Below are 19,810 nucleotides of genomic sequence, written 5' to 3' on the forward strand. Positions count from 1 at the left end.
GCGAGAGCGATGAAAGCCATCGCGATCACCCGCCCCGGCGGGCCCGAGGTGCTGGAGCTGGCCGAACGGCCGGATCCAGTCGCGGGCTCGGGCGAGTGCCTGATCCGCGTCGCAGCTTCGGGCATCAACCGCCCGGATGTGCTGCAACGCAAGGGCGCCTACCCGCCGCCGCCGGGTGCGAGCGATCTGCCGGGGTTGGAAGTTGCGGGCGAGATCGTCGCTGGTGACTCCGAGGCTCTGGTGGCGCATGGCTTCAAGTTGGGCGACAAGGTCTGCGCGCTGGTCAATGGCGGCGGCTATGCCGAGCTGTGCACGGCGCCGATCGGGCAATGCCTGCCGGTGCCCAAGGGTTGGACGCTGGCTCAGGCCGCGACGCTGCCCGAGACCTGCTTTACCGTCTGGGCCAATGTGTTCGACCGCGCTGCATTGCAGCCGGGCGAGACGCTGTTGATCCACGGCGGCAGCAGCGGCATCGGCGTGACCGCCATCCAGATCGCCAAGGCGCTGGGTGCCCGGGTGCTGGTGACGGTCGGCAGCGCCGAGAAGGCCGAGGCTTGCAAGGCGCTGGGTGCTGACGTCGTGATCAACTACCGCGAGCAGGATTTCGTCGTTGAAGCCAAGGCCGCCACCGGTGGCCGCGGTGTCGACGTGATCCTGGACATGGTGGCCGGCGACTACATCGGCCGTGGCGTTCAGGCGCTGGCCGAGGATGGTCGCCTGGCGTTGATCGCTGTGCAGGGCGGCGTGAAGTCGGAGATCGATGCCGGCCTCGTGCTGCGCAAGCGCTTGACGATCACCGGTTCGACACTGCGCCCGCGCTCGGCAGCGTTCAAGGCGGGCCTTGCGCGATCACTGCGCGACAAGGTCTGGCCGCTGATCGAGGCCGGTCGCATCAAGCCCGTCATTGACCGCGAGTTGCCCGCGGCCCAGGCGGCCGAGGCGCACACGCGCATGGAATCCAACCAGCACATCGGCAAGATCGTGCTGACCTGGTCAAGGAGTGAGCCGTGAGAAGAAAACTCGTCGTTGGCAATTGGAAGATGCACGGCAGCCGCGCTGCCAACGCCCAACTGCTGGCCGGCCTCAAGGAGGCAGGCCCCTGGAACGCTGACGTCGCCGTCTGCGTGCCCACCCTCTATATCGCCGAGACGGCGCTCGCGTTGACCGGCACGGCCATCACCTACGGCGCGCAGGACTGCTCCTCGCACGAGCAGGGCGCCTACACCGGTGAGGTCTCGTCGGCCATGCTGGCGGACGTCGGCTGCCGCTACGCCATCGTCGGCCATTCGGAGCGCCGCGCTTATCACGCGGAAAGCGACCAACTGGTCGCCGACAAGGCCAAGGCCGCGCTGGCCCATGGCGTGACACCCATCGTCTGCGTCGGCGAAACGCGTGCTGAGCGCGAAGCCGGCCAGACCGAAGCCGTCGTCAAGCGGCAACTCGCCGCCGTCATCCACACGCTGGGCCATTGCTGCGGCGAAATGGTCGTTGCCTATGAGCCCGTCTGGGCCATCGGCACCGGCCTGACCGCCTCGCCCGCCGAGGCGCAAGCCGTGCATGCGGTGCTGCGCGCGCAGTTGCACGCCGCGACGGACAAGTCCGGTGTCATGCGCATCCTTTACGGCGGCAGCGTCAAGGCTGACAACGCGGCCGAGTTGTTCTCGCAGCCCGATATCGACGGCGGCCTGATTGGCGGCGCGTCGTTGAAGGTGGCGGATTTCGCCGCCATCTGCCTGGCGGCGGCCCACTGAAATGAAGCTGCCCCTCGCCCAGTCTTGCGGCGCTGAACGCGCGCCAACCTGGTCGGTCCCCCGCGGGGACGAGGCCGCCTGCGGCATTGAGCCGCAAGCGGCCTCAGGCGGGCCGGCTCGGGAGCGGCCCAGCGCTCGGCCCGGAAATAGGTGAAGTATCCCGGCGCCTGTCGCATGGAGCGGCGGCGTCATCAAGTTTTGATGGAGTGTTTGGAATGCAGTTCTTTGCGAATCTGGTGTTGATCGTTCAGTTGCTCTCGGCCCTGTTGATCATCGGTCTGGTGCTGGTGCAGCACGGCAAGGGCGCCGACATGGGCGCCTCCTTTGGCAGCGGCGCCTCGGGCAGCCTGTTCGGTGCCACCGGCAGTGCCAACTTCCTGTCGCGCAGCACGGCCGTCGCCGCCACGCTGTTCTTTGGTTGCACGCTGGGCCTGGCCTTCCTGTCCAACGGCCGCACAGCCGCACCGACTGCCGACAGCGTGCTGGACCGCGCCGCCGTCATCGCCCCCGCCGCGTCGGGCGCTGCCGCCATCCCTGGTGCCGTCGTTGCGCCTGCTGCAACGGCCTCGGCTGCTGCGTCTGCCGCACCCAACTGAAGTCCGACTAAAAACCTCGCCTCTTCACCGGGACACCCCTAATTCCCGGTATAGAATTCGAGGCTGTCTGGCACGCAAACCCTCACTAGCTGCCAGGCATGTTTGAGTACCTGCCGTCGTGGTGAAATTGGTAGACACGCTATCTTGAGGGGGTAGTGGCGAAAGCTGTGCGAGTTCGAGTCTCGCCGACGGCACCAGAACATCGGCTAGGATTCCCGCGGCACTGATGCGGGAGTCAGCCATAGCGGCCTGTCGCCAAAGTCGCTCAGCCTCAGGCTGGGTTGATTGAGGCTAGGTTCAAGGCGGGCGCGATCCGCGAGCGAGACTTTGGTTTTGCTGGTGACGCGCCCGTTTGCTTTTGTGGCTCGCGTATGCGGGCCACGTTGACGAAGACGTTTAGTCGACCCGAGAAAGCCCAGATGAATCTCGATCAATACCTGCCCGTCATCCTCTTCATTTTGGTCGGCGCAGTGGTCGGGATTGCACCCCAGGTGCTCGGCGCGCTGCTCGGCCCCAATCGGCCCGACGCGGCCAAGAACTCCCCCTACGAATGCGGCTTTGAGGCCTTTGAAGACGCGCGCATGAAATTCGATGTGCGCTATTACCTCGTCGCGATTCTGTTCATTCTTTTCGACCTGGAAATTGCCTTCCTGTTCCCTTGGGCCGTGGCGCTCAAGGAGATCGGCGCGACGGGCTTCTGGGCCATGATGATCTTCCTCGGCATTCTGGTCGTCGGCTTCGCCTACGAATGGAAAAAAGGCGCCCTCGATTGGGAATAAACGTCCGCCGACACAAGCTGGGAATTCCAAATGGGTATTGAAGGCGTCCTGAAAGAGGGCTTTGTCACCACCTCGGTCGACAAGCTCATCAACTGGTCCAAGACCGGCTCACTCTGGCCGATGACGTTCGGTTTGGCCTGCTGTGCCGTCGAGATGATGCACGCGGGTGCCGCGCGCTACGACATCGACCGCTTCGGCATGCTGTTTCGCCCGAGCCCGCGCCAGTCCGACCTGATGATCGTGGCCGGCACGCTGTGCAACAAGATGGCGCCGGCCCTGCGCAAGGTCTACGACCAGATGGCAGAGCCGCGCTGGGTGCTCTCGATGGGCTCCTGCGCCAATGGCGGCGGCTACTACCACTACAGCTATTCCGTCGTGCGCGGCTGCGACCGCATCGTGCCGGTGGACGTCTACGTGCCCGGCTGCCCGCCGACGGCCGAGGCGCTGCTCTACGGCATCCTGCAACTGCAGGCCAAGATCCGCCGCGAAAACACCATCGCCCGATGACAGCCGCTGAGCACACGGTATGAGCCTGAATCTCGAAACCCTGGCCCAGCAAGTTGGCGCCGTCCTTGGTGAGCGCGTCGTTGCGCTGAAGAACGCCCTGGGCGAACTGACGCTGACCGTGCGTGCGGCCGACTACTTGGAAGTCGCCACTACGCTGCGCGATCACCCCGAGCTGAAGTTTGAGCAGTTGATCGACCTCTGCGGCGTCGACTACAGCAGCTTCGGCGATGGTGCCTACGAAGGCGCCCGCTACGCCGCAGTCAGCCACCTGCTGTCGATCAGCAAGAACTGGCGCCTGCGCCTGAAGGTCTTCGCCACCGACGACGACTTCCCCTGCGTGGCCTCGGTCACCGGCGTGTGGAGCTCGGCCAACTGGTTTGAGCGCGAAGCCTTCGACATGTACGGCGTCATCTTCGACGGCCACGACGATCTGCGCCGCATCCTGACGGACTACGGCTTCATCGGCCACCCGATGCGCAAGGACTTCCCGGTGTCGGGTCATGTCGAGATGCGCTACGACGCCGAGCAGAAGCGAGTCATCTACCAGCCGGTGACCATCGAGCCGCGTGAGATCACGCCTCGGATCATTCGCGAAGACAAGTACGGCGGTTTGTGATGAACGGCCCCCACGCTCACATTCGTTCGCTGCCCCCCGAGGGGGCGCAGGCCTCCCTTGGGACGGCCCGGCGCGAGGCCTGAACCATGGCAGAAATCAAGAACTACACCCTCAACTTCGGTCCGCAGCATCCGGCCGCCCACGGCGTGCTGCGCCTGGTGCTGGAGCTGGACGGCGAAGTCATCCAGCGTGCCGACCCCCACATCGGCCTGCTGCACCGCGCGACCGAGAAGCTTGCCGAGAGCAAGACCTACATCCAGTCGCTGCCCTACATGGACCGCCTCGACTATGTGTCGATGATGGCGAATGAGCAGGCCTACTGCCTGGCCATTGAAAAGATGATGGGCATCGAGGTGCCGATCCGCGCGCAATACATCCGCGTGATGTTCGCGGAGATCACGCGGCTGCTGAATCACCTGATGTGGCTGGGCGCGCACGGCTTGGACTGCGGTGCGATGAATGTGCTCATCTACTGCTTCCGCGAGCGCGAAGACCTGTTCGACATGTACGAGGCGGTCTCGGGCGCACGCATGCACGCGGCCTACTTTCGGCCGGGTGGCGTCTACCGCGACCTGCCGGACACGATGCCGAAGCACCAGGCCAGCAAGATCCGCAATGCCAAGGCCATCGACAGGCTCAACGAGAACCGCCAAGGCTCGCTGCTGGACTTCATCGACGACTTCACCGCGCGCTTCCCGAAGAACGTCGACGACTACGAAACGCTGCTGACCGACAACCGCATCTGGAAACAGCGCACGGTCGGCATCGGCGTCGTGTCGCCCGAGCGCGCGCTGAATCTGGGCTTCACCGGCCCCATGCTGCGCGGCTCCGGCATCGCCTGGGACTTGCGCAAGAAGCAGCCCTACGACGTCTACGACCGTCTGGACTTCGACATCCCCATCGGCACCAACGGCGACACCTACGACCGCTACGTCGTGCGCGTGGAAGAGATGCGCCAGTCCAACCGCATCATCCAGCAGTGCTCGGCCTGGCTGCGCGCCAACCCCGGCCCGGTCATCACCGACAACCACAAGGTGGCGCCGCCTTCGCGCGTGGACATGAAGTCCAACATGGAAGAGCTGATCCACCACTTCAAGCTCTTCACCGAGGGCTTCCACGTGCCCGAGGGCGAGGCCTATGCGGCCGTCGAGCACCCCAAGGGCGAGTTCGGCATCTACATGGTCAGCGACGGCGCCAACAAACCCTACCGCCTGAAGATCCGCCCGCCTGGTTTTGCCCACTTGGCAGCGCTGGACGAGATGGGACGCGGCCACATGATTGCCGACGCCGTCGCCATCATCGGCACCATGGACATCGTGTTCGGCGAGATTGATCGATGAGCTACCAACTCTCTGACGCCACCCGCGCGCGCTTCGACCGCGAGGTCGCCAAGTACCCCTACGAGCTGCGCCAGTCTGCCGTCATGGCCTGCCTGGCCATCGTGCAGCAGGAAGAGGGCTACGTGTCCCGCGCCGCGGAAGACGTGATCGCCGCCCACCTCGGCATGCCGACCATCGCGGTCTACGAGGTGACGACCTTCTACAACATGTTCAACCAGCGTCCGGCGGGCAAGTTCAAGCTGAACGTCTGCGCGAACCTGCCCTGCCAGCTGCGAGACGGCCAGAAGGCGCTGGACCACCTGTGCAGCAAGCTCGACATCGAGCAAGGCGGCACGACGGCCGACGGCCTGTTCACCGTGCAGAAGAGCGAGTGCCTGGGCGCCTGCGCCGACTCGCCGGTGATGCTGGTGAATGACCGCCAGATGTTGAGCTTCATGACGACCGAGCGCCTGGATGAGCTCGTCGACGTGCTGCGGTCTGAAGCAGCGAAGGCCTGAGGACGACGATGCTGGACCTTTCCAAATTCCAAGCCACCGGCGCCGAGACCTGTTTCCACGGCCGCCACATCGCTCCGCAGATCTACGCGGACCTGGACGGCAAGAACTGGTCGATCAAGGACTATGAAGCCCGCGGCGGCTATGCGGCCCTGCGCAAGATCCTCGGCAAGGACGGTGGCGAAGGCCTGACAGCCGATCAAGTCATTGCCGAAGTGAAGACCTCGGCCCTGCGCGGCCGTGGCGGCGCAGGCTTCCCGACCGGCCTGAAGTGGAGCTTCATGCCCCGCCAGTTCCCGGGCCAGAAGTACCTCGTCTGCAATTCCGACGAAGGCGAGCCGGGYACCTGCAAGGACCGCGACCTGCTGATGTTCAACCCGCATCAGGTCATCGAGGGCATGGCCATCGCCGCCTACGCGATGGGCATCAAGGTCGGCTACAACTACATCCACGGCGAGATCTTCGAGGTCTACGAGCGCTTCGAGGCAGCCCTGGAAGAGGCCCGCGCCGCTGGTTACCTCGGCGACAAGATCATGGGCTCGGAGTTCAGCTTCCAGCTGCACGGTCACCATGGTTTCGGCGCCTACATCTGCGGCGAAGAGACTGCGCTGCTGGAATCGCTGGAAGGCAAGAAGGGCCAGCCGCGCTTCAAGCCGCCGTTCCCGGCCAGCTTCGGCCTGTACGGCAAGCCCACCACCATCAACAACACCGAGACCTTCGCGGCGGTGCCCTGGATCATCCGCAACGGCGGCCAGGCCTACCTGGAGATCGGCAAGCCCAACAACGGCGGCACCAAGCTGTTCTCGGTGTCGGGTGACGTCGAGAAGCCCGGCAACTTCGAGGTGCCGCTGGGCACGTCCTTCGAGAAGCTGCTCGAGCTCGCCGGTGGCGTGCGCAAAGGCCGCAAGCTCAAGGCCGTCATTCCCGGCGGCTCGTCCGCGCCGGTGCTGCCGGCCGACGTGATGATGCAGTGCACGATGGACTATGACTCCATCGCCAAGGCCGGCTCCATGCTGGGTTCGGGCGCCGTCATCGTCCTCGACGACTCGCGCTGCATGGTGCAGAGCCTGCTGCGCCTGTCCTACTTCTACGCCCACGAGTCCTGCGGCCAGTGCACTCCCTGCCGCGAAGGCACCGGCTGGATGCACCGCGTGCTGGAGCGCATCTACCACGGCGAGGGCAGGGCAGAGGACATCGACCTGCTGAACTCGGTGGCCGACAACATCCAGGGCCGCACGATCTGCGCGCTGGGCGACGCTGCCGCGATGCCTGTGCGCGCCATGATCAAGCACTTCAAGCACGAGTTCGTGCACCTGATTGAACACAAGAAGCCCCTGGTGGCTCCGACCTGAGCGCCTAGAGAAACACCACCATGGTTGAAATCGAACTCGACGGTCAGAAGGTCTCGGTCCTGGAAGGCAGCATGGTCATGCATGCCGCCGAGAAGGCCGGCACCTACATCCCGCACTTCTGCTATCACAAGAAGCTCAGCATCGCGGCCAACTGCCGCATGTGCCTGGTGGACGTGGAGAAGGCGCCCAAGCCCATGCCGGCCTGCGCGACGCCCGTCACGCAGGGCATGATCGTTCGCACCAAGAGCGACAAGGCGATCAAGGCCCAGCAGGGCGTCATGGAATTCCTGCTGATCAACCATCCGCTGGATTGCCCCATCTGCGACCAGGGCGGCGAGTGCCAGCTGCAGGATCTGGCCGTCGGCTACGGTGCTGGCAAGAGCCGCTACACCGAAGAGAAGCGCGTCGTCTTCCACAAGAACGTCGGCCCGCTGATCTCGATGGAAGAGATGAGCCGCTGCATCCACTGCACCCGCTGCGTGCGCTTCGGCCAGGAGATCGCCGGCCAGATGGAGCTGGGCATGGCCCACCGCGGCGAGCACAGCGAGATCCAGACCTTTGTCGGCCGCACGGTGGACTCCGAGCTGTCGGGCAACATGATCGACATCTGCCCGGTCGGTGCGCTCACGAGCAAGCCGTTCCGCTACAGCGCCCGCACCTGGGAACTGTCGCGCCGCAAGAGCGTCAGCCCACACGATTCGACCGGTGCCAACCTGATCGTCCAGGTCAAGAACCATCAGGTCCTGCGCGTCGTTCCGCTCGAGAACGAAGACGTCAACGAATGCTGGATCGCCGACCGCGACCGCTTCAGCTATGAAGCGCTGAACAGCGACCAGCGCCTGACCGCGCCCATGATCAAGCAGGGCGGTGCCTGGAAGCAGGTCGACTGGACGACGGCGCTGGAATACATCGCCAACGGCCTCAAGACCATCAAGGCCGACCATGGCGCGGCCGCCATCGGCGCGCTGGGCTCGGCCCACAGCACGGTGGAAGAGCTGCACCTGCTCGCACAGCTTGTGCGCGGCCTGGGCAGCGACAACATCGACCACCGCCTGCGCCACAGCGACTTCGGCAATGTCGCGTCAGCCGGCCAGGCGCACTGGCTGGGCACCAGCATCGCCAGCCTGTCCGAGCTCGACCGCGCCCTCGTCGTCGGCTCCAACCTGCGCAAGGACCATCCGCTGTTCGCCGCCCGCCTGCGCCACGCCGCGCGCCGTGGTGCCGCTGTGCATCGCGTCGGCCTGAGCAGCGATGACTGGCTGATGCCGCTCGCCGGCTCGACCTCCGTCGCGCCCTCGGGCTGGGTGCAAGCCCTGGCCGATGTGGCCGCCGCGATTGGTGCTGGTGCCCCGCTGGCCGGCACCGTCACCGACGAAGCCAAGGCCATCGCCGCCAGCCTGCAGTCCGGTAAAGCCAAGGCCATCCTGCTGGGCAACGCTGCCGCCGAGCACTCGCAAGCCGCCAGCCTGCTGGCGCTGGCGCAGTGGATTGGCCAGCAGACCGGCGCGAGCGTCGGCTACCTGACCGCCGCCGCCAACACGGTTGGCGCGCAGCTCGTGAAGGCCCAGCCGCAGATCGACGGCCTGAATGCCGGCCAGATGCTGAACGGCACCTCGCTGAAGGCCGCACTGCTGCTGAACACCGACCCGGTGCTGGACTCCGCCAACGCCGCCGCTGCCGCCAAGGCGCTGGATGCGGCCGAGATGGTCGTCGTGCTGAGCCCGTTCAAGAGCGGTCTGGAATACGCCGATGTGCTGCTGCCCATCGCCCCGTTCACCGAGACCTCCGGCAGCTTCGTCAACGCCGAGGGCCGCCTGCAGAGCTTCGTCGGCGTCGTGCGCCCGCTGGCCGAGACCCGTCCGGCCTGGAAGGTGCTGCGCGTGCTGGGCAATCTGCTGGGCCTGCCGGGCTTCGACCAGGACAGCTCCGAGCAGGTGCGCGAGCAGGCCCTGGGTGGCGACATCGCCGGCCGCCTGTCCAACGCCACCTCGGCTGCCCCGCAAGTAGCGGCCAAGGCTGAGGGCGTCGAGCGCTTCGGCAATCTGCCCATCTACGCGACCGATGCGCTGGTGCGCAACTCGACCTCGCTGCAGCTGACCACCGACGGCCGTGAAGCCGCCACGGTCGGCCTGCCCAGCAGCCTGTGGCAACAGCTTGGCTTGGCTGAGGGCGATCAGGTCCGCGTCGTGCAGGACGGCGGTGCCGCCCAACTGCCCGCACGCCTTGAAGCCGGCCTGCCGCAAGGCGTGGCCCGCGTGCCCGCCGGCCTCGCACAAACCGCCGCGTTGGGTGCTGCCTTCGGCACGCTCAACATCAGCAAGGTCTGAGGGAGCTGACAAGAATGATCGACACCCTCTACCAGAACGGCGCCTCGCTGCTGGGGGCCTTGTGGCCCCTGGTGTGGAGCCTGATGAAGATCATCGCGGTCGTCGCGCCGTTGATGATCTGCGTCGCCTACCTGACGCTGTGGGAGCGCAAGGCCATCGGCTGGTCGCAGATCCGCCCGGGCCCGAACCGCGTCGGCCCCTACGGCCTGCTGACGCCCATCGCCGATGCGGTCAAGCTGATCTTCAAGGAGATCATCAAGCCCGCAGCCGCGAGCAAGGGCCTGTTCTTCCTCGGCCCCGTCATGACCATCATGCCGGCGCTGGCCGCCTGGGCCGTCGTGCCCTTCGGCCCGGATGCCGCCGCCGCCAACGTCAATGCCGGCCTGCTGTACTTGATGGCCATCACCTCGCTCGAGGTCTACGGCGTCATCATTGCCGGTTGGGCTTCGAACTCGAAGTACGCCTTCCTCGGCGCGCTGCGCGCCTCGGCGCAGATGGTCTCCTACGAGATCGCGATGGGCTTTGCGCTGGTCGTCGTGCTGATGGTGACGGGCAGCCTGAACATGACCGAGGTCGTGCAGGTGCAGGAACGCGGTTGGTTTGCATCCCACGGCGTGCCGCTGCTGTCGTGGAACTGGCTGCCGCTGTTCCCGATCTTCATCGTCTACTTCATCTCGGGCCTGGCCGAAACCAACCGCCATCCGTTCGACGTCGTCGAAGGCGAATCGGAAATCGTTGCCGGCCACATGATCGAGTACTCGGGCATGTCGTTCGCGATGTTCTTCCTGGCCGAGTACGCCAACATGATCCTGGTGTCGGCCCTGGCCGTCCTCATGTTCCTGGGCGGCTGGAGCGCGCCGATCTCCTGGAGCCTGTTCGGCATGGAAACGCCGACCTTCATCCAGCACACGATGGCGTTCTGGAATTGGGCCTGGCTGTTCGGCAAGACCTTCTTCGTCGTCACGACGTTCCTGTGGGTGCGCGCCACGTTCCCGCGCTTCCGCTACGACCAGATCATGCGTCTGGGCTGGAAGATCTTCATTCCCATCACGCTGATCTGGCTGGTCGTTGTCGGTGCCTGGATGCAGACACCGTTCAACATCTGGAAGTGAGGCGGCGCCCATGACTGCAATCACGAATTTCGCGAAGACCTTCTTCCTCTGGGAACTGCTCAAGGGGATGAAGCTCACCGGGAGGCATTTCCTCTCGCGCAACATCACCATCCAGTTCCCCGAAGAGAAGACGCCGCTGTCGCCGCGTTTTCGCGGCCTGCACGCGCTGCGCCGCTACGAGAACGGTGAAGAGCGCTGCATCGCCTGCAAGCTCTGCGAGGCCGTCTGCCCGGCGATGGCCATCACCATCGAGAGCGACGTGCGCGCCGACGGCAGCCGCCGCACGACGCGCTACGACATCGACCTGACCAAGTGCATCTTCTGCGGCTTCTGCGAGGAAAGCTGCCCGGTGGACTCCATCGTCGAGACCAGCATCTTCGAATACCACGGCGAAAAGCGCGGCGACCTGTACTTCACCAAGGACATGCTGCTGGCCGTCGGTGACAAGTACGAAGCCGAAATCGCGGCCCAAAAGGAGGCTGATGCCAAGTACCGCTGATCGCTGACCGGCCTTGCGGCCGCAGCGGTCCAGCTCAGCTGGCCTGGATACGTATGGACATCACGACCATCCTCTTCTACGTCTTCTCCGGCATCCTGCTGGTGAGTTCGTTCCGCGTCATCACGGCGCGCAGCACCGTGCATGCGGCGCTGTTCCTGATCCTGTCCTTCTTCACGGCGTCCTGCATCTGGATGCTGCTGAAGGCCGAGTTCCTGGCGATTGCGCTGGTGCTCGTCTACATCGGTGCCGTCATGGTGCTGTTCCTGTTCGTCGTCATGATGCTGGACCTGAACACCGACAGCCTGCGTGAGGGCTTCTGGAAGCATCTGCCGCTGGCGGCCGTTGTCGGCGCGCTGATCGCCTTCGAGATGGGCATCGTGCTGATGGGCGGCTTCCAACTGTCTGACGTGCCGGTGGCCACCGCCGAGCAGCTGAAGATGGGTAATACCAAGCTGCTCGGCATCGAGATCTACACCGCTTACCTGTACCCGCTGCAGATCGCCGCCGTGCTGCTGCTCGTGGCCATCGTCGCGGCCATCGCCCTGACGCTGCGCCGCCGCAAGGACTCGCGTGCCATGGACGCATCCGAACAGGTCAAGGTCACCAAGGCCCAGCGCCTGAAGATCGTCAAGATGGCGCCCACCGTCGCCACGCCGCCGGCCCCGCCCGCCGCACCCACCGAAGGAGGCCAGGCATGACCGCCATTACCGGGCTGAGCGGCCTGACCCTGGGCCACTTTCTGACGCTGGGCGCGATGCTGTTCGCGCTGTCGGTGATCGGCATCTTCCTGAATCGCAAGAACCTGATCTTGCTGCTGATGGCCATCGAGCTGATGCTGCTGGCGGTCAACATGAACTTCGTCGCCTTCTCGCACTACCTGGGCGACATGGGCGGCCAGGTCTTCGTGTTCTTCATCCTGACCGTCGCGGCGGCCGAGTCGGCCATCGGCCTGGCCATCCTGGTCGTGCTGTTCCGCAACCGAGCCAGCATCAACGTCGAAGAACTCGACGCGCTGAAGGGTTGAGAAAAAGATGTCTGCACAACTCTCCCAGAACCTGCTGCTGACGGTGCCGCTGGCACCGCTCGCGGGCGCCATCGTCGCCGGCTTCTTCGGCAAGACGGTGGGCCGCCGCGGCTCGCACATGGTCACCATCCTCGGCGTGCTGATCGCCTTCATCCTGTCGGCGATGACGCTGTACAGCGTGGCCGTCGACGGCGCGCGCTTCAACGCCACCATCTACGAATGGATGAACCTCGGCGCGCTGAAGATGGAAGTCGGCTTCCTCATCGACGGCCTGACGGCCATGATGATGGTGGTCGTGACCTTCGTGTCGCTGATGGTGCACATCTACACCATCGGCTACATGGAAGAGGACGACGGCTACCAGCGCTTCTTCTCCTACATCTCGCTGTTCACCTTCAGCATGCTGATGCTCGTCATGAGCAACAACATGCTGCAGCTGTTCTTCGGCTGGGAAGCGGTGGGCCTGGTGTCGTATCTGCTGATCGGCTTCTGGTACAAGAAACCGACGGCCATCTTCGCCAACATGAAGGCTTTCCTGGTGAACCGGGTCGGCGACTTCGGCTTCATCCTGGGCATCGGCCTGCTGGTGGCCTTCGGGGGTTCGCTGAACTACGCCGAGACCTTCGCCAAGTCCGAGATCCTGTCGCAGATGATCTTCCCCGGCACCGATTGGTCGCTGATGACGGTCACCTGCATCTGCCTCTTCATCGGTGCGATGGGCAAGTCGGCGCAGTTCCCGCTGCACGTCTGGCTGCCGGACTCGATGGAAGGTCCGACGCCCATCTCCGCGCTGATCCATGCGGCCACGATGGTGACGGCCGGCATCTTCATGGTGGCGCGCATGTCGCCGCTGTTCGAGCTGAGCGACACGGCGCTGAACTTCGTCATGGTGATCGGCGCGATCACGGCGCTGTTCATGGGGTTCCTCGGCATCATCCAGAACGACATCAAGCGCGTCGTGGCGTACTCGACGCTGTCCCAGCTGGGTTACATGACCGTCGCCCTGGGCGCCTCGGCCTACTCGGTCGCCGTCTTCCACCTGATGACGCATGCCTTCTTCAAGGCGCTGCTGTTCCTGGGCGCGGGCTCCGTCATCATCGGCATGCACCATGACCAGGACATCCGCAACATGGGCGGCCTGCGCAAGTACATGCCCATCACCTGGATCACGTCGCTGCTGGGTTCGCTCGCGCTGATCGGCACGCCGCTGTTCTCGGGCTTCTACTCCAAGGACTCGATCATTGAGGCCGTGCACGCCAGCCATCTGCCGGGCGCGCACTTCGCCTACTTCGCCGTCATCGTCGGCGTGTTCGTGACGGCCTTCTATTCGTTCCGGATGTATTTCCTCGTCTTCCATGGCAAGGAGAACTTCCATCACAAGCCCTTCCCGCCGGAAGATGACGAGCAGCACGGTCATGACGACCACGGCGACCACCACGCCCACGTGCCGCACGAGTCGCCCTGGGTTGTCACCGCGCCGCTGGTGCTGCTGGCCATCCCGTCGGTCGTCATCGGCTTCATGACCATCCAGCCGATGCTGTTCGGCGACTTCTTCAAGGACGCCATCTTCGTCAACCTGCACGCCCACCCGGCGATGGAGGAACTGGCCGAGGAGTTCCATGGCGCCGCCGCAATGGCCCTGCACGGCTTGACCTCGCTGCCGTTCTGGCTCGCGCTGGCCGGTGTCGTGACGGCCTACGTGTTCTACATGGTCGCCCCGAGCATTCCGGCCACGCTGGCCAAGGTGCTGCGCCCGCTGATCATCGTCCTGGAGAACAAGTACTTCATGGACTGGATCAACGAGAACATCCTCGCCCGCGCCGCACGCCTCATCGGCATGGGCCTGTGGAAGGGTGGCGATGCCGGGCTGATCGACGGACTCATCATCAATGGCTCGGCGCGTGGCGTCGGTGGCATCGCGGGCCTGGTGCGCCGACTGCAGAGCGGCTACCTGTACTGGTACGCCCTCGTCATGATCCTTGGCGTCACCGGCCTGATGACCTGGCAGCTCTGGCCCTATATCAAGCCCCAGTTCAGCGCCCTGTTCGGGTTCTGAGCGAGAGGCGGAGAACAAGAATGTTGCTGAGTCTTGCGATTTTTCTGCCCATCGTCTGCGGCGCCTTGCTGCTGGCGCTCGGGCGCGACGAGCAGGCGCACGCCGTGCGCTGGCTGGCCCTGGTCGCTGCCGTGGCGAGCTTTCTCGCCACCATCCCGCTGATCACCGGCTTTGACACATCGACGGCTGCCATGCAGTTCGTCGAGAACCAACCCTGGATCGACCGCTTCAACATCAGCTACCACCTGGGCGTGGACGGCATCTCGATGTGGTTCGTGCCGCTGACGGCCTTCATCACCATCATCGTGGTGATCTCGGCCTGGGAGGTCATCGAGACCCGCGTCAACCAGTACATGGGCGCCTTCCTGATCCTGTCGGGCCTGATGGTGGGCGTGTTCAGCGCGCTGGACGGCATGCTGTTCTACGTCTTCTTCGAGGCCACACTGATCCCGATGTACATCATCATCGGCGTCTGGGGCGGCCCGAACCGCGTCTATGCGGCTTTCAAGTTCTTCCTCTACACGCTGGCCGGCTCGCTCTTGATGCTGATCGCGCTGCTCTACCTGTACTCCCAGGTTCCCGGCGGCAGCTTCGACATCCAGACCTGGCACAAGTTGCCGCTGACCGGTGGCGCCCAGACCTGGCTGTTCTTCGCCTTCCTGGCCGCCTTCTCGGTCAAGGTGCCGATGTGGCCGGTGCACACCTGGCTGCCCGACGCCCACGTCGAGGCACCCACGGGCGGCTCCGTCGTGCTGGCCGCCATCATGCTGAAGCTGGGCTGCTACGGCTTCCTGCGCTTCTCGCTGCCGATCGCGCCGGACGCGGCTCGCCACTGGTCCTGGCTGATCATCGCGCTGTCGCTGATCGCCGTCGTCTACATCGGCCTGGTGGCCCTGGTGCAGAAGGACATGAAGAAGTTGGTGGCCTACTCGTCCATTGCCCACATGGGCTTCGTGACGCTGGGCTTCTTCATCTTCAACGAACTGGGCGTCTCCGGCGGCCTGGTACAGATGATCTCGCACGGCTTCGTGTCGGGCGCCATGTTCCTGTGCATCGGCGTGCTCTACGACCGCGTGCATTCGCGTGAGATCGCTTCCTATGGTGGTGTCGTCAACACCATGCCCAAGTTCGCTGCCTTTGCCGTCTTCTTCGGCATGGCCAACTGCGGCCTGCCCGCCACGGCCGGCTTCGTCGGCGAGTGGATGGTCATCCTCGGCACCGTCAAGGCCAACTTCTGGCTGGGCGGCATCGCCGCGACGGCCCTGGTCTTTGGCGCGGCCTACACGCTGTGGATGATCAAGCGCGTCTACTTTGGCGATATTGCCAACGACGACGTGCGCGCGCTGACCGACATCAATACCCGCGAATTCCTCATGCTCGCTCTGCTGGCCGTGGCGACGCTGTACATGGGCCTCTATCCCAAGCCCTTCACCGACGTGATGCACAACTCGGTCACCGAGCTGCTCAGGCATGTCGCGCTCAGCAAGATCCCGGCCTGATTTCGAGCAGAGGCAAGAACAATGAACGACATGAACTGGCTCGCGATCTACCCCGAAATCCTGCTGCTGGCGATGGGCTGCGTGGTTGCCCTGGTGGACCTGTGGGTCACCGACGAGCAGCGCCGCCCGACCTACTGGCTGACCCAGCTGACCCTCATCGTCGTGGGTGGCCTGCACTTCAGCTACTTCAACGCCGGCCTGACCACCTATGCCATGCAGGACATGGTGGTCGCCGACCCCATGGGCCACCTGCTGGCCGGCTTCGCCTGCGTCGCGACGCTGATCACGCTGGTCTATGCGCGCCCCTATGCCGCTTTCCGCGAGATGCTCAAGGGCGAGCTCTTCATCCTCAGCCTGTTCGCGCTGCTGGGCATCAACGTGATGCTGTCGGCAAACAACTTCCTGGTCGTCTACCTCGGCCTGGAGCTGATGAGCCTGTCGCTGTACGCGCTGGTCGCGCTGCGCCGTGACCATGCGGTGTCCACCGAGGCAGCGATGAAGTACTTCGTCCTCGGCGCCCTCGCCAGCGGCTTCCTGCTGTACGGCCTGTCGATGATGTACGGCGCCACCGGTTCGCTGACCATCCCCGAAGTCTTTGGCGTCATCTCCCAGGGCATCCCGAACAAGAGCGTGCTGATCTTCGGCACTGTCTTCGTCGTGGCCGGCCTGGCCTTCAAGCTCGGCGCCGCGCCCTTCCATATGTGGGTGCCTGACGTCTACCAGGGCGCCCCGACGGCTGTCACGCTGCTGATCGGTGGCGCGCCCAAGCTGGCCGCATTCGCGATCACCGTGCGCCTGCTCGTCGAAGGCATGAGCGGCCTGGCGGTGGACTGGCAGCAGATGCTGGTCGTGCTGTCCGTCATGTCGCTGCTGATCGGCAACCTGGCGGCCATCGCCCAGAGCAATCTGAAGCGCATGCTGGCCTACTCGACCATCGCCAACATGGGCTTCATGCTCTTGGGCATGACTGCCGGCGTCGTCAACGACAGCACGACCTGGGGCACCAACGCCTACAGCTCGGCCATGTTCTACGTCGTCACCTATGTGCTGACGACCCTGGGCACCTTCGGCATGGTCATCCTGCTGTCGCGCCAGGGCCATGAGGCTGAGGAGATCAAGGACCTGGCGGGCCTGGGCAAGCGCAGCCCCTGGTTTGCGCTGGTCATGACCCTGTTCATGTTCTCGCTGGCCGGCGTGCCGCCGACCGTGGGTTTCTATGCCAAGCTGGCCGTGTTGCAGGCTCTGGTGGCCACGCAGATGCCGTTCTACCTGTGGCTGGCCGGCTTCGCCGTCGTCGTGTCGCTGGTTGGCGCCTTCTATTACCTGCGCATCGTCAAGGTCATGTTCTTCGACGCCCCGACCGATACGGCCCCGCTGGCTGCGCCGGCCGACGTGCGCTTCGTCATGACGCTCAACGGCGCCGCCGTGCTGGTCTTCGGCCTGCTGCCGGGTGGCCTGTTGGAGCTGTGCAAGGTCGCCATCCGCCAGGCCCTCGCCACCTGAACGCATCCATGGACCAGTCCGCCGCTGTCTGGCTGGTTCTCGTCGCGGCCGTCATCGCGGCGAACCTGCCTTATTTCAACGAGAGGCTGCTGCTCGTCGGCCCACGCCAAGCGCCTAAATCGGCGTGGTGGCGGTTGCTGGAGTTGCTGCTGATGGCCATGTTGACCTTCGGCCTCGGCTCGCTGCTGGAGGCCCGCATCGGCCAGCGCCATGCGCAAGGCTGGGAGTTCTATGCCGCGGCGACCTGTCTCTTCATCACGCTGGGGTTTCCCGGCTTTGTCTGGAGATATCTGCGCCGTGGCCACCTCTGACAGCGAAGACCCCCATCTCGTCGAGCGCCTGCTCGAAAGCACACAGGTCTTCGCGGGCCACTTCCTCGACGTGCGCCGCGATCGTGTCGCGCTGCCGGACGGCACCGCCGCGCACCGCGAATACATCCGCCACCCCGGCGCCGTCATGGTCGTACCGCTGCTGGACGATGGCCGGTTGTTGATGGAGCGCCAATACCGCTACCCCATGGGCCGCGTGATGCTGGAGTTCCCGGCCGGCAAGCTCGACGCCGGCGAAGACCCGCTGGTCTGCGGTCGCCGTGAGCTGCTGGAGGAGACCGGCTACAGCGCCACCGAATGGGCCTATGCCGGTGTACTACACAACGCCATCGCCTACTCGGATGAAGGCATCCACATCTACTTCGCGCGTGGCCTGAACAAGGGCGAGCAGAAGTTGGACGAGGGCGAGTTTCTCGAGCTTGTCACACACACGGTCGACGATCTCGACCGCCTCGCCGCCCAAGGCGAGCTGACCGATGCCAAGACCCTGATCGGCCTGCTGTGGCTGCAGCGCTGGCAGCAGGGTGCCTGGGCGCTGGACTGGCTAAAGTAGCGCCCCTCGTCCAAGGCATACCTTGGCCGGTTCCAGGGAGACGGCGACGCATGCAGCGTCGAGCCGCATGCACATCGCTAGGCGGGCCGGCTAGGTGAACTGGAGTCGGACACAAGAAGTCCCTGCGGACTGCTTGTGCCTACGGAAGGCCATGGGCCTCTGGCCCATGGCAGGCCCGGCGCTCGGCTCGAAAGTTCTTCCGTTTCGTACATGACCTCTGGCGCCGTGTTGCCAGACCGTTAAGCTCCGGCGTTTGAGCCGTCCGACCTTTGCCCTTTCGAAGAAAGCTTGTCTCCATGACGCGTGCATCGCTGACCCTGACCGCATTGACATTGGCCCTGGCCCTTACCGCTTGCGGCAAGGGTGGCAAGCCCGATGAGGCCAAGGGCGCCGCGGCCAAGACGTCTGCGCCGCTGCTGCTCGCGCCCGAGGATCTGCGTCAGGTTGGCCAGAGCGGCCTGATCGGCGCGCCCGTCATCACGGGCGCCATCCAGCCGGCCCGCCGTGCCGACCTGCGTGCCGAAGTGGCCGCCGTCGTGCTGCAGGTGGCCAAGGACAACGGCGAACGTGTGCGCGCGGGTGATCTCATCATTCGACTGGACCCCACCTCCATCCGCGACGGCCTGACCTCGGCCGATGAGGCGCTGCGCGCCGCCCAACAGAGCTTCGAGCAGACCGAGCGCGTGCTGGCCCGCCAGCGCACGCTGAACCAGCAGGGCATGATTTCCATGCAAGGCCTGGAAGACGCCGAGGTGCGCCGCAACGCCGCCCAGAGCGAGTTGGCCGCAGCCAAGGCGCGCGCCGTCACGGCCCGCCAGCAGGTTTCGCGCACCGAGATCCGCGCGCCGTTCGATGGCGTCGTCAGCGAGCGAAAGATCTCCGTCGGCGACACCGTGCAGATCGGCCGCGAACTCATCAAGGTCATCGACCCGGCGTCGATGCGCTTCGAAGGTCAGGTCTCGGCCGATCGCCTGGGCGAGCTCAAGCTGGGCCAGCCGGTGTCCTTCCGCATCAACGGCTTTGGCGACGCGGAGTTCCGCGGCAAGCTGGCCCGCATCGATGCCGCTGCCAATGCGACGACGCGTCAGGTCGAGCTCATCGCTGAATTCAACGATCGCAGCAAGGCCCCTCAGGTCTCCGGCCTCTATGCCGAAGGCCGCGTCGAGAGCGCCGAGCGCAAGGCACTGGTGCTGGCCGAGGGCTCGGTGCAGCGCCAGGGCGATAGCGCCTATGTCTGGAAGGTCGATGGCAATCAGCTCAAGAAGGTCAACGTGATCTTGGGCGAGCGTGACGACCGCCGCGGCGAGGTCGTCATCGCTTCAGGCCTGGCTTTGGGAGACCAGGTGCTGCGCGCACCCACCGGCAACCTGACCGATGGTGCGCCGCTGCAGCGCGTCACGGCCGGGGCCGGCGCGGCTTCAGCCGTCGCGAGCACGGCGTCACCCGTGCCCGCCGCCAGCAAGTAAGCAGGAG

Annotated in this window: 20 protein-coding genes and 1 tRNA gene; all 21 read left to right on the forward strand. The window is 65.0% G+C overall.

What is annotated here, in order from left to right:
- Positions 1-9: 9 nt before the first annotated feature.
- The 21 genes from ACXJLH_RS01490 to ACXJLH_RS01590 all read left to right on the forward strand — a co-directional run bounded on the left by ACXJLH_RS01490 (position 10) and on the right by ACXJLH_RS01590 (position 19,803).
- Positions 10-1,011, forward strand: a complete 1,002-nt coding sequence (locus ACXJLH_RS01490; RefSeq protein WP_457442232.1) for an NAD(P)H-quinone oxidoreductase — start codon at positions 10-12, stop codon at positions 1,009-1,011.
- Positions 1,008-1,751, forward strand: a complete 744-nt coding sequence (tpiA, locus tag ACXJLH_RS01495) for a triose-phosphate isomerase (protein ID WP_457442233.1) — start codon at positions 1,008-1,010, stop codon at positions 1,749-1,751. The genes ACXJLH_RS01490 and tpiA overlap by 4 nt, the downstream gene beginning before the upstream one ends.
- 215 nt (positions 1,752-1,966) lie before the next feature.
- Complete coding sequence (gene secG / locus ACXJLH_RS01500) at positions 1,967-2,347, forward strand: preprotein translocase subunit SecG (protein WP_457442234.1); 381 nt, start codon at positions 1,967-1,969, stop codon at positions 2,345-2,347.
- Positions 2,348-2,459: 112 nt separating this feature from the next.
- A tRNA-Leu gene (locus tag ACXJLH_RS01505) sits at positions 2,460-2,544 on the forward strand.
- A gap of 222 nt (positions 2,545-2,766) precedes the next feature.
- Positions 2,767-3,126 carry an NADH-quinone oxidoreductase subunit A gene (locus tag ACXJLH_RS01510; RefSeq protein WP_056196915.1) on the forward strand — a complete coding sequence of 120 codons (360 nt, stop codon included), beginning with the start codon at positions 2,767-2,769 and terminating at the stop codon, positions 3,124-3,126.
- 30 nt (positions 3,127-3,156) lie between these two features.
- Entirely contained in the window at positions 3,157-3,633 is a 477-nt protein-coding gene (locus ACXJLH_RS01515; protein ID WP_046113908.1) for a NuoB/complex I 20 kDa subunit family protein, read from the forward strand.
- Between the two features lie 19 nt (positions 3,634-3,652).
- Positions 3,653-4,249, forward strand: a complete 597-nt coding sequence (locus ACXJLH_RS01520; protein ID WP_056196918.1) for an NADH-quinone oxidoreductase subunit C — start codon at positions 3,653-3,655, stop codon at positions 4,247-4,249.
- An 86-nt stretch (positions 4,250-4,335) separates the two neighbouring features.
- Positions 4,336-5,589, forward strand: coding sequence for an NADH-quinone oxidoreductase subunit D (locus ACXJLH_RS01525; RefSeq protein WP_056196920.1), 1,254 nt, complete (start codon positions 4,336-4,338; stop codon positions 5,587-5,589).
- Positions 5,586-6,086 (forward strand): NADH-quinone oxidoreductase subunit NuoE family protein, encoded by a 501-nt coding sequence (locus tag ACXJLH_RS01530; protein WP_056196921.1) that lies wholly within the window; start codon positions 5,586-5,588, stop codon positions 6,084-6,086. The genes ACXJLH_RS01525 and ACXJLH_RS01530 overlap by 4 nt, the downstream gene beginning before the upstream one ends.
- A gap of 8 nt (positions 6,087-6,094) precedes the next feature.
- A complete protein-coding gene (nuoF, locus tag ACXJLH_RS01535; RefSeq protein ID WP_457442235.1) occupies positions 6,095-7,435 on the forward strand; it encodes an NADH-quinone oxidoreductase subunit NuoF in 1,341 nt (446 codons plus the stop codon).
- Positions 7,436-7,455: 20 nt separating this feature from the next.
- Complete coding sequence (nuoG, locus tag ACXJLH_RS01540; protein ID WP_457442236.1) at positions 7,456-9,762, forward strand: NADH-quinone oxidoreductase subunit NuoG; 2,307 nt, start codon at positions 7,456-7,458, stop codon at positions 9,760-9,762.
- Positions 9,763-9,776: 14 nt separating this feature from the next.
- Positions 9,777-10,874, forward strand: a complete 1,098-nt coding sequence (nuoH, locus tag ACXJLH_RS01545) for an NADH-quinone oxidoreductase subunit NuoH (RefSeq protein ID WP_056196924.1) — start codon at positions 9,777-9,779, stop codon at positions 10,872-10,874.
- Between the two features lie 10 nt (positions 10,875-10,884).
- Positions 10,885-11,373, forward strand: a complete 489-nt coding sequence (gene nuoI / locus ACXJLH_RS01550) for an NADH-quinone oxidoreductase subunit NuoI (protein WP_056196926.1) — start codon at positions 10,885-10,887, stop codon at positions 11,371-11,373.
- A 53-nt stretch (positions 11,374-11,426) separates the two neighbouring features.
- Positions 11,427-12,071: an NADH-quinone oxidoreductase subunit J gene (locus tag ACXJLH_RS01555; RefSeq protein ID WP_056196928.1), complete on the forward strand. Its 645-nt coding sequence runs from the start codon at positions 11,427-11,429 to the stop codon at positions 12,069-12,071.
- On the forward strand, positions 12,068-12,397 hold the full coding sequence (nuoK, locus tag ACXJLH_RS01560) for an NADH-quinone oxidoreductase subunit NuoK (protein WP_457442237.1): 330 nt from the start codon (positions 12,068-12,070) through the stop codon (positions 12,395-12,397). Before ACXJLH_RS01555 ends, nuoK begins: the two co-directional genes overlap by 4 nt.
- 7 nt (positions 12,398-12,404) lie before the next feature.
- Positions 12,405-14,453: an NADH-quinone oxidoreductase subunit L gene (gene nuoL, locus ACXJLH_RS01565; protein ID WP_056196931.1), complete on the forward strand. Its 2,049-nt coding sequence runs from the start codon at positions 12,405-12,407 to the stop codon at positions 14,451-14,453.
- A gap of 20 nt (positions 14,454-14,473) precedes the next feature.
- Positions 14,474-15,952, forward strand: a complete 1,479-nt coding sequence (locus tag ACXJLH_RS01570; protein WP_056196933.1) for an NADH-quinone oxidoreductase subunit M — start codon at positions 14,474-14,476, stop codon at positions 15,950-15,952.
- A gap of 21 nt (positions 15,953-15,973) precedes the next feature.
- Positions 15,974-17,455 carry an NADH-quinone oxidoreductase subunit NuoN gene (nuoN, locus tag ACXJLH_RS01575; protein WP_056196935.1) on the forward strand — a complete coding sequence of 494 codons (1,482 nt, stop codon included), beginning with the start codon at positions 15,974-15,976 and terminating at the stop codon, positions 17,453-17,455.
- 8 nt (positions 17,456-17,463) lie between these two features.
- The gene (locus ACXJLH_RS01580; protein WP_457390086.1) at positions 17,464-17,766 is read left to right on the forward strand and encodes a DUF2818 family protein; all 303 of its coding nucleotides are present in this window, start codon (positions 17,464-17,466) and stop codon (positions 17,764-17,766) included.
- Complete coding sequence (locus ACXJLH_RS01585) at positions 17,753-18,337, forward strand: NUDIX domain-containing protein (RefSeq protein WP_056196939.1); 585 nt, start codon at positions 17,753-17,755, stop codon at positions 18,335-18,337. The genes ACXJLH_RS01580 and ACXJLH_RS01585 overlap by 14 nt, the downstream gene beginning before the upstream one ends.
- A gap of 296 nt (positions 18,338-18,633) precedes the next feature.
- Complete coding sequence (locus ACXJLH_RS01590; protein ID WP_457442238.1) at positions 18,634-19,803, forward strand: efflux RND transporter periplasmic adaptor subunit; 1,170 nt, start codon at positions 18,634-18,636, stop codon at positions 19,801-19,803.
- The last annotated feature ends 7 nt before the right edge of the window (positions 19,804-19,810 follow it).

It is taken from the genome of Roseateles sp. P5_E4, assembly GCF_054049255.1.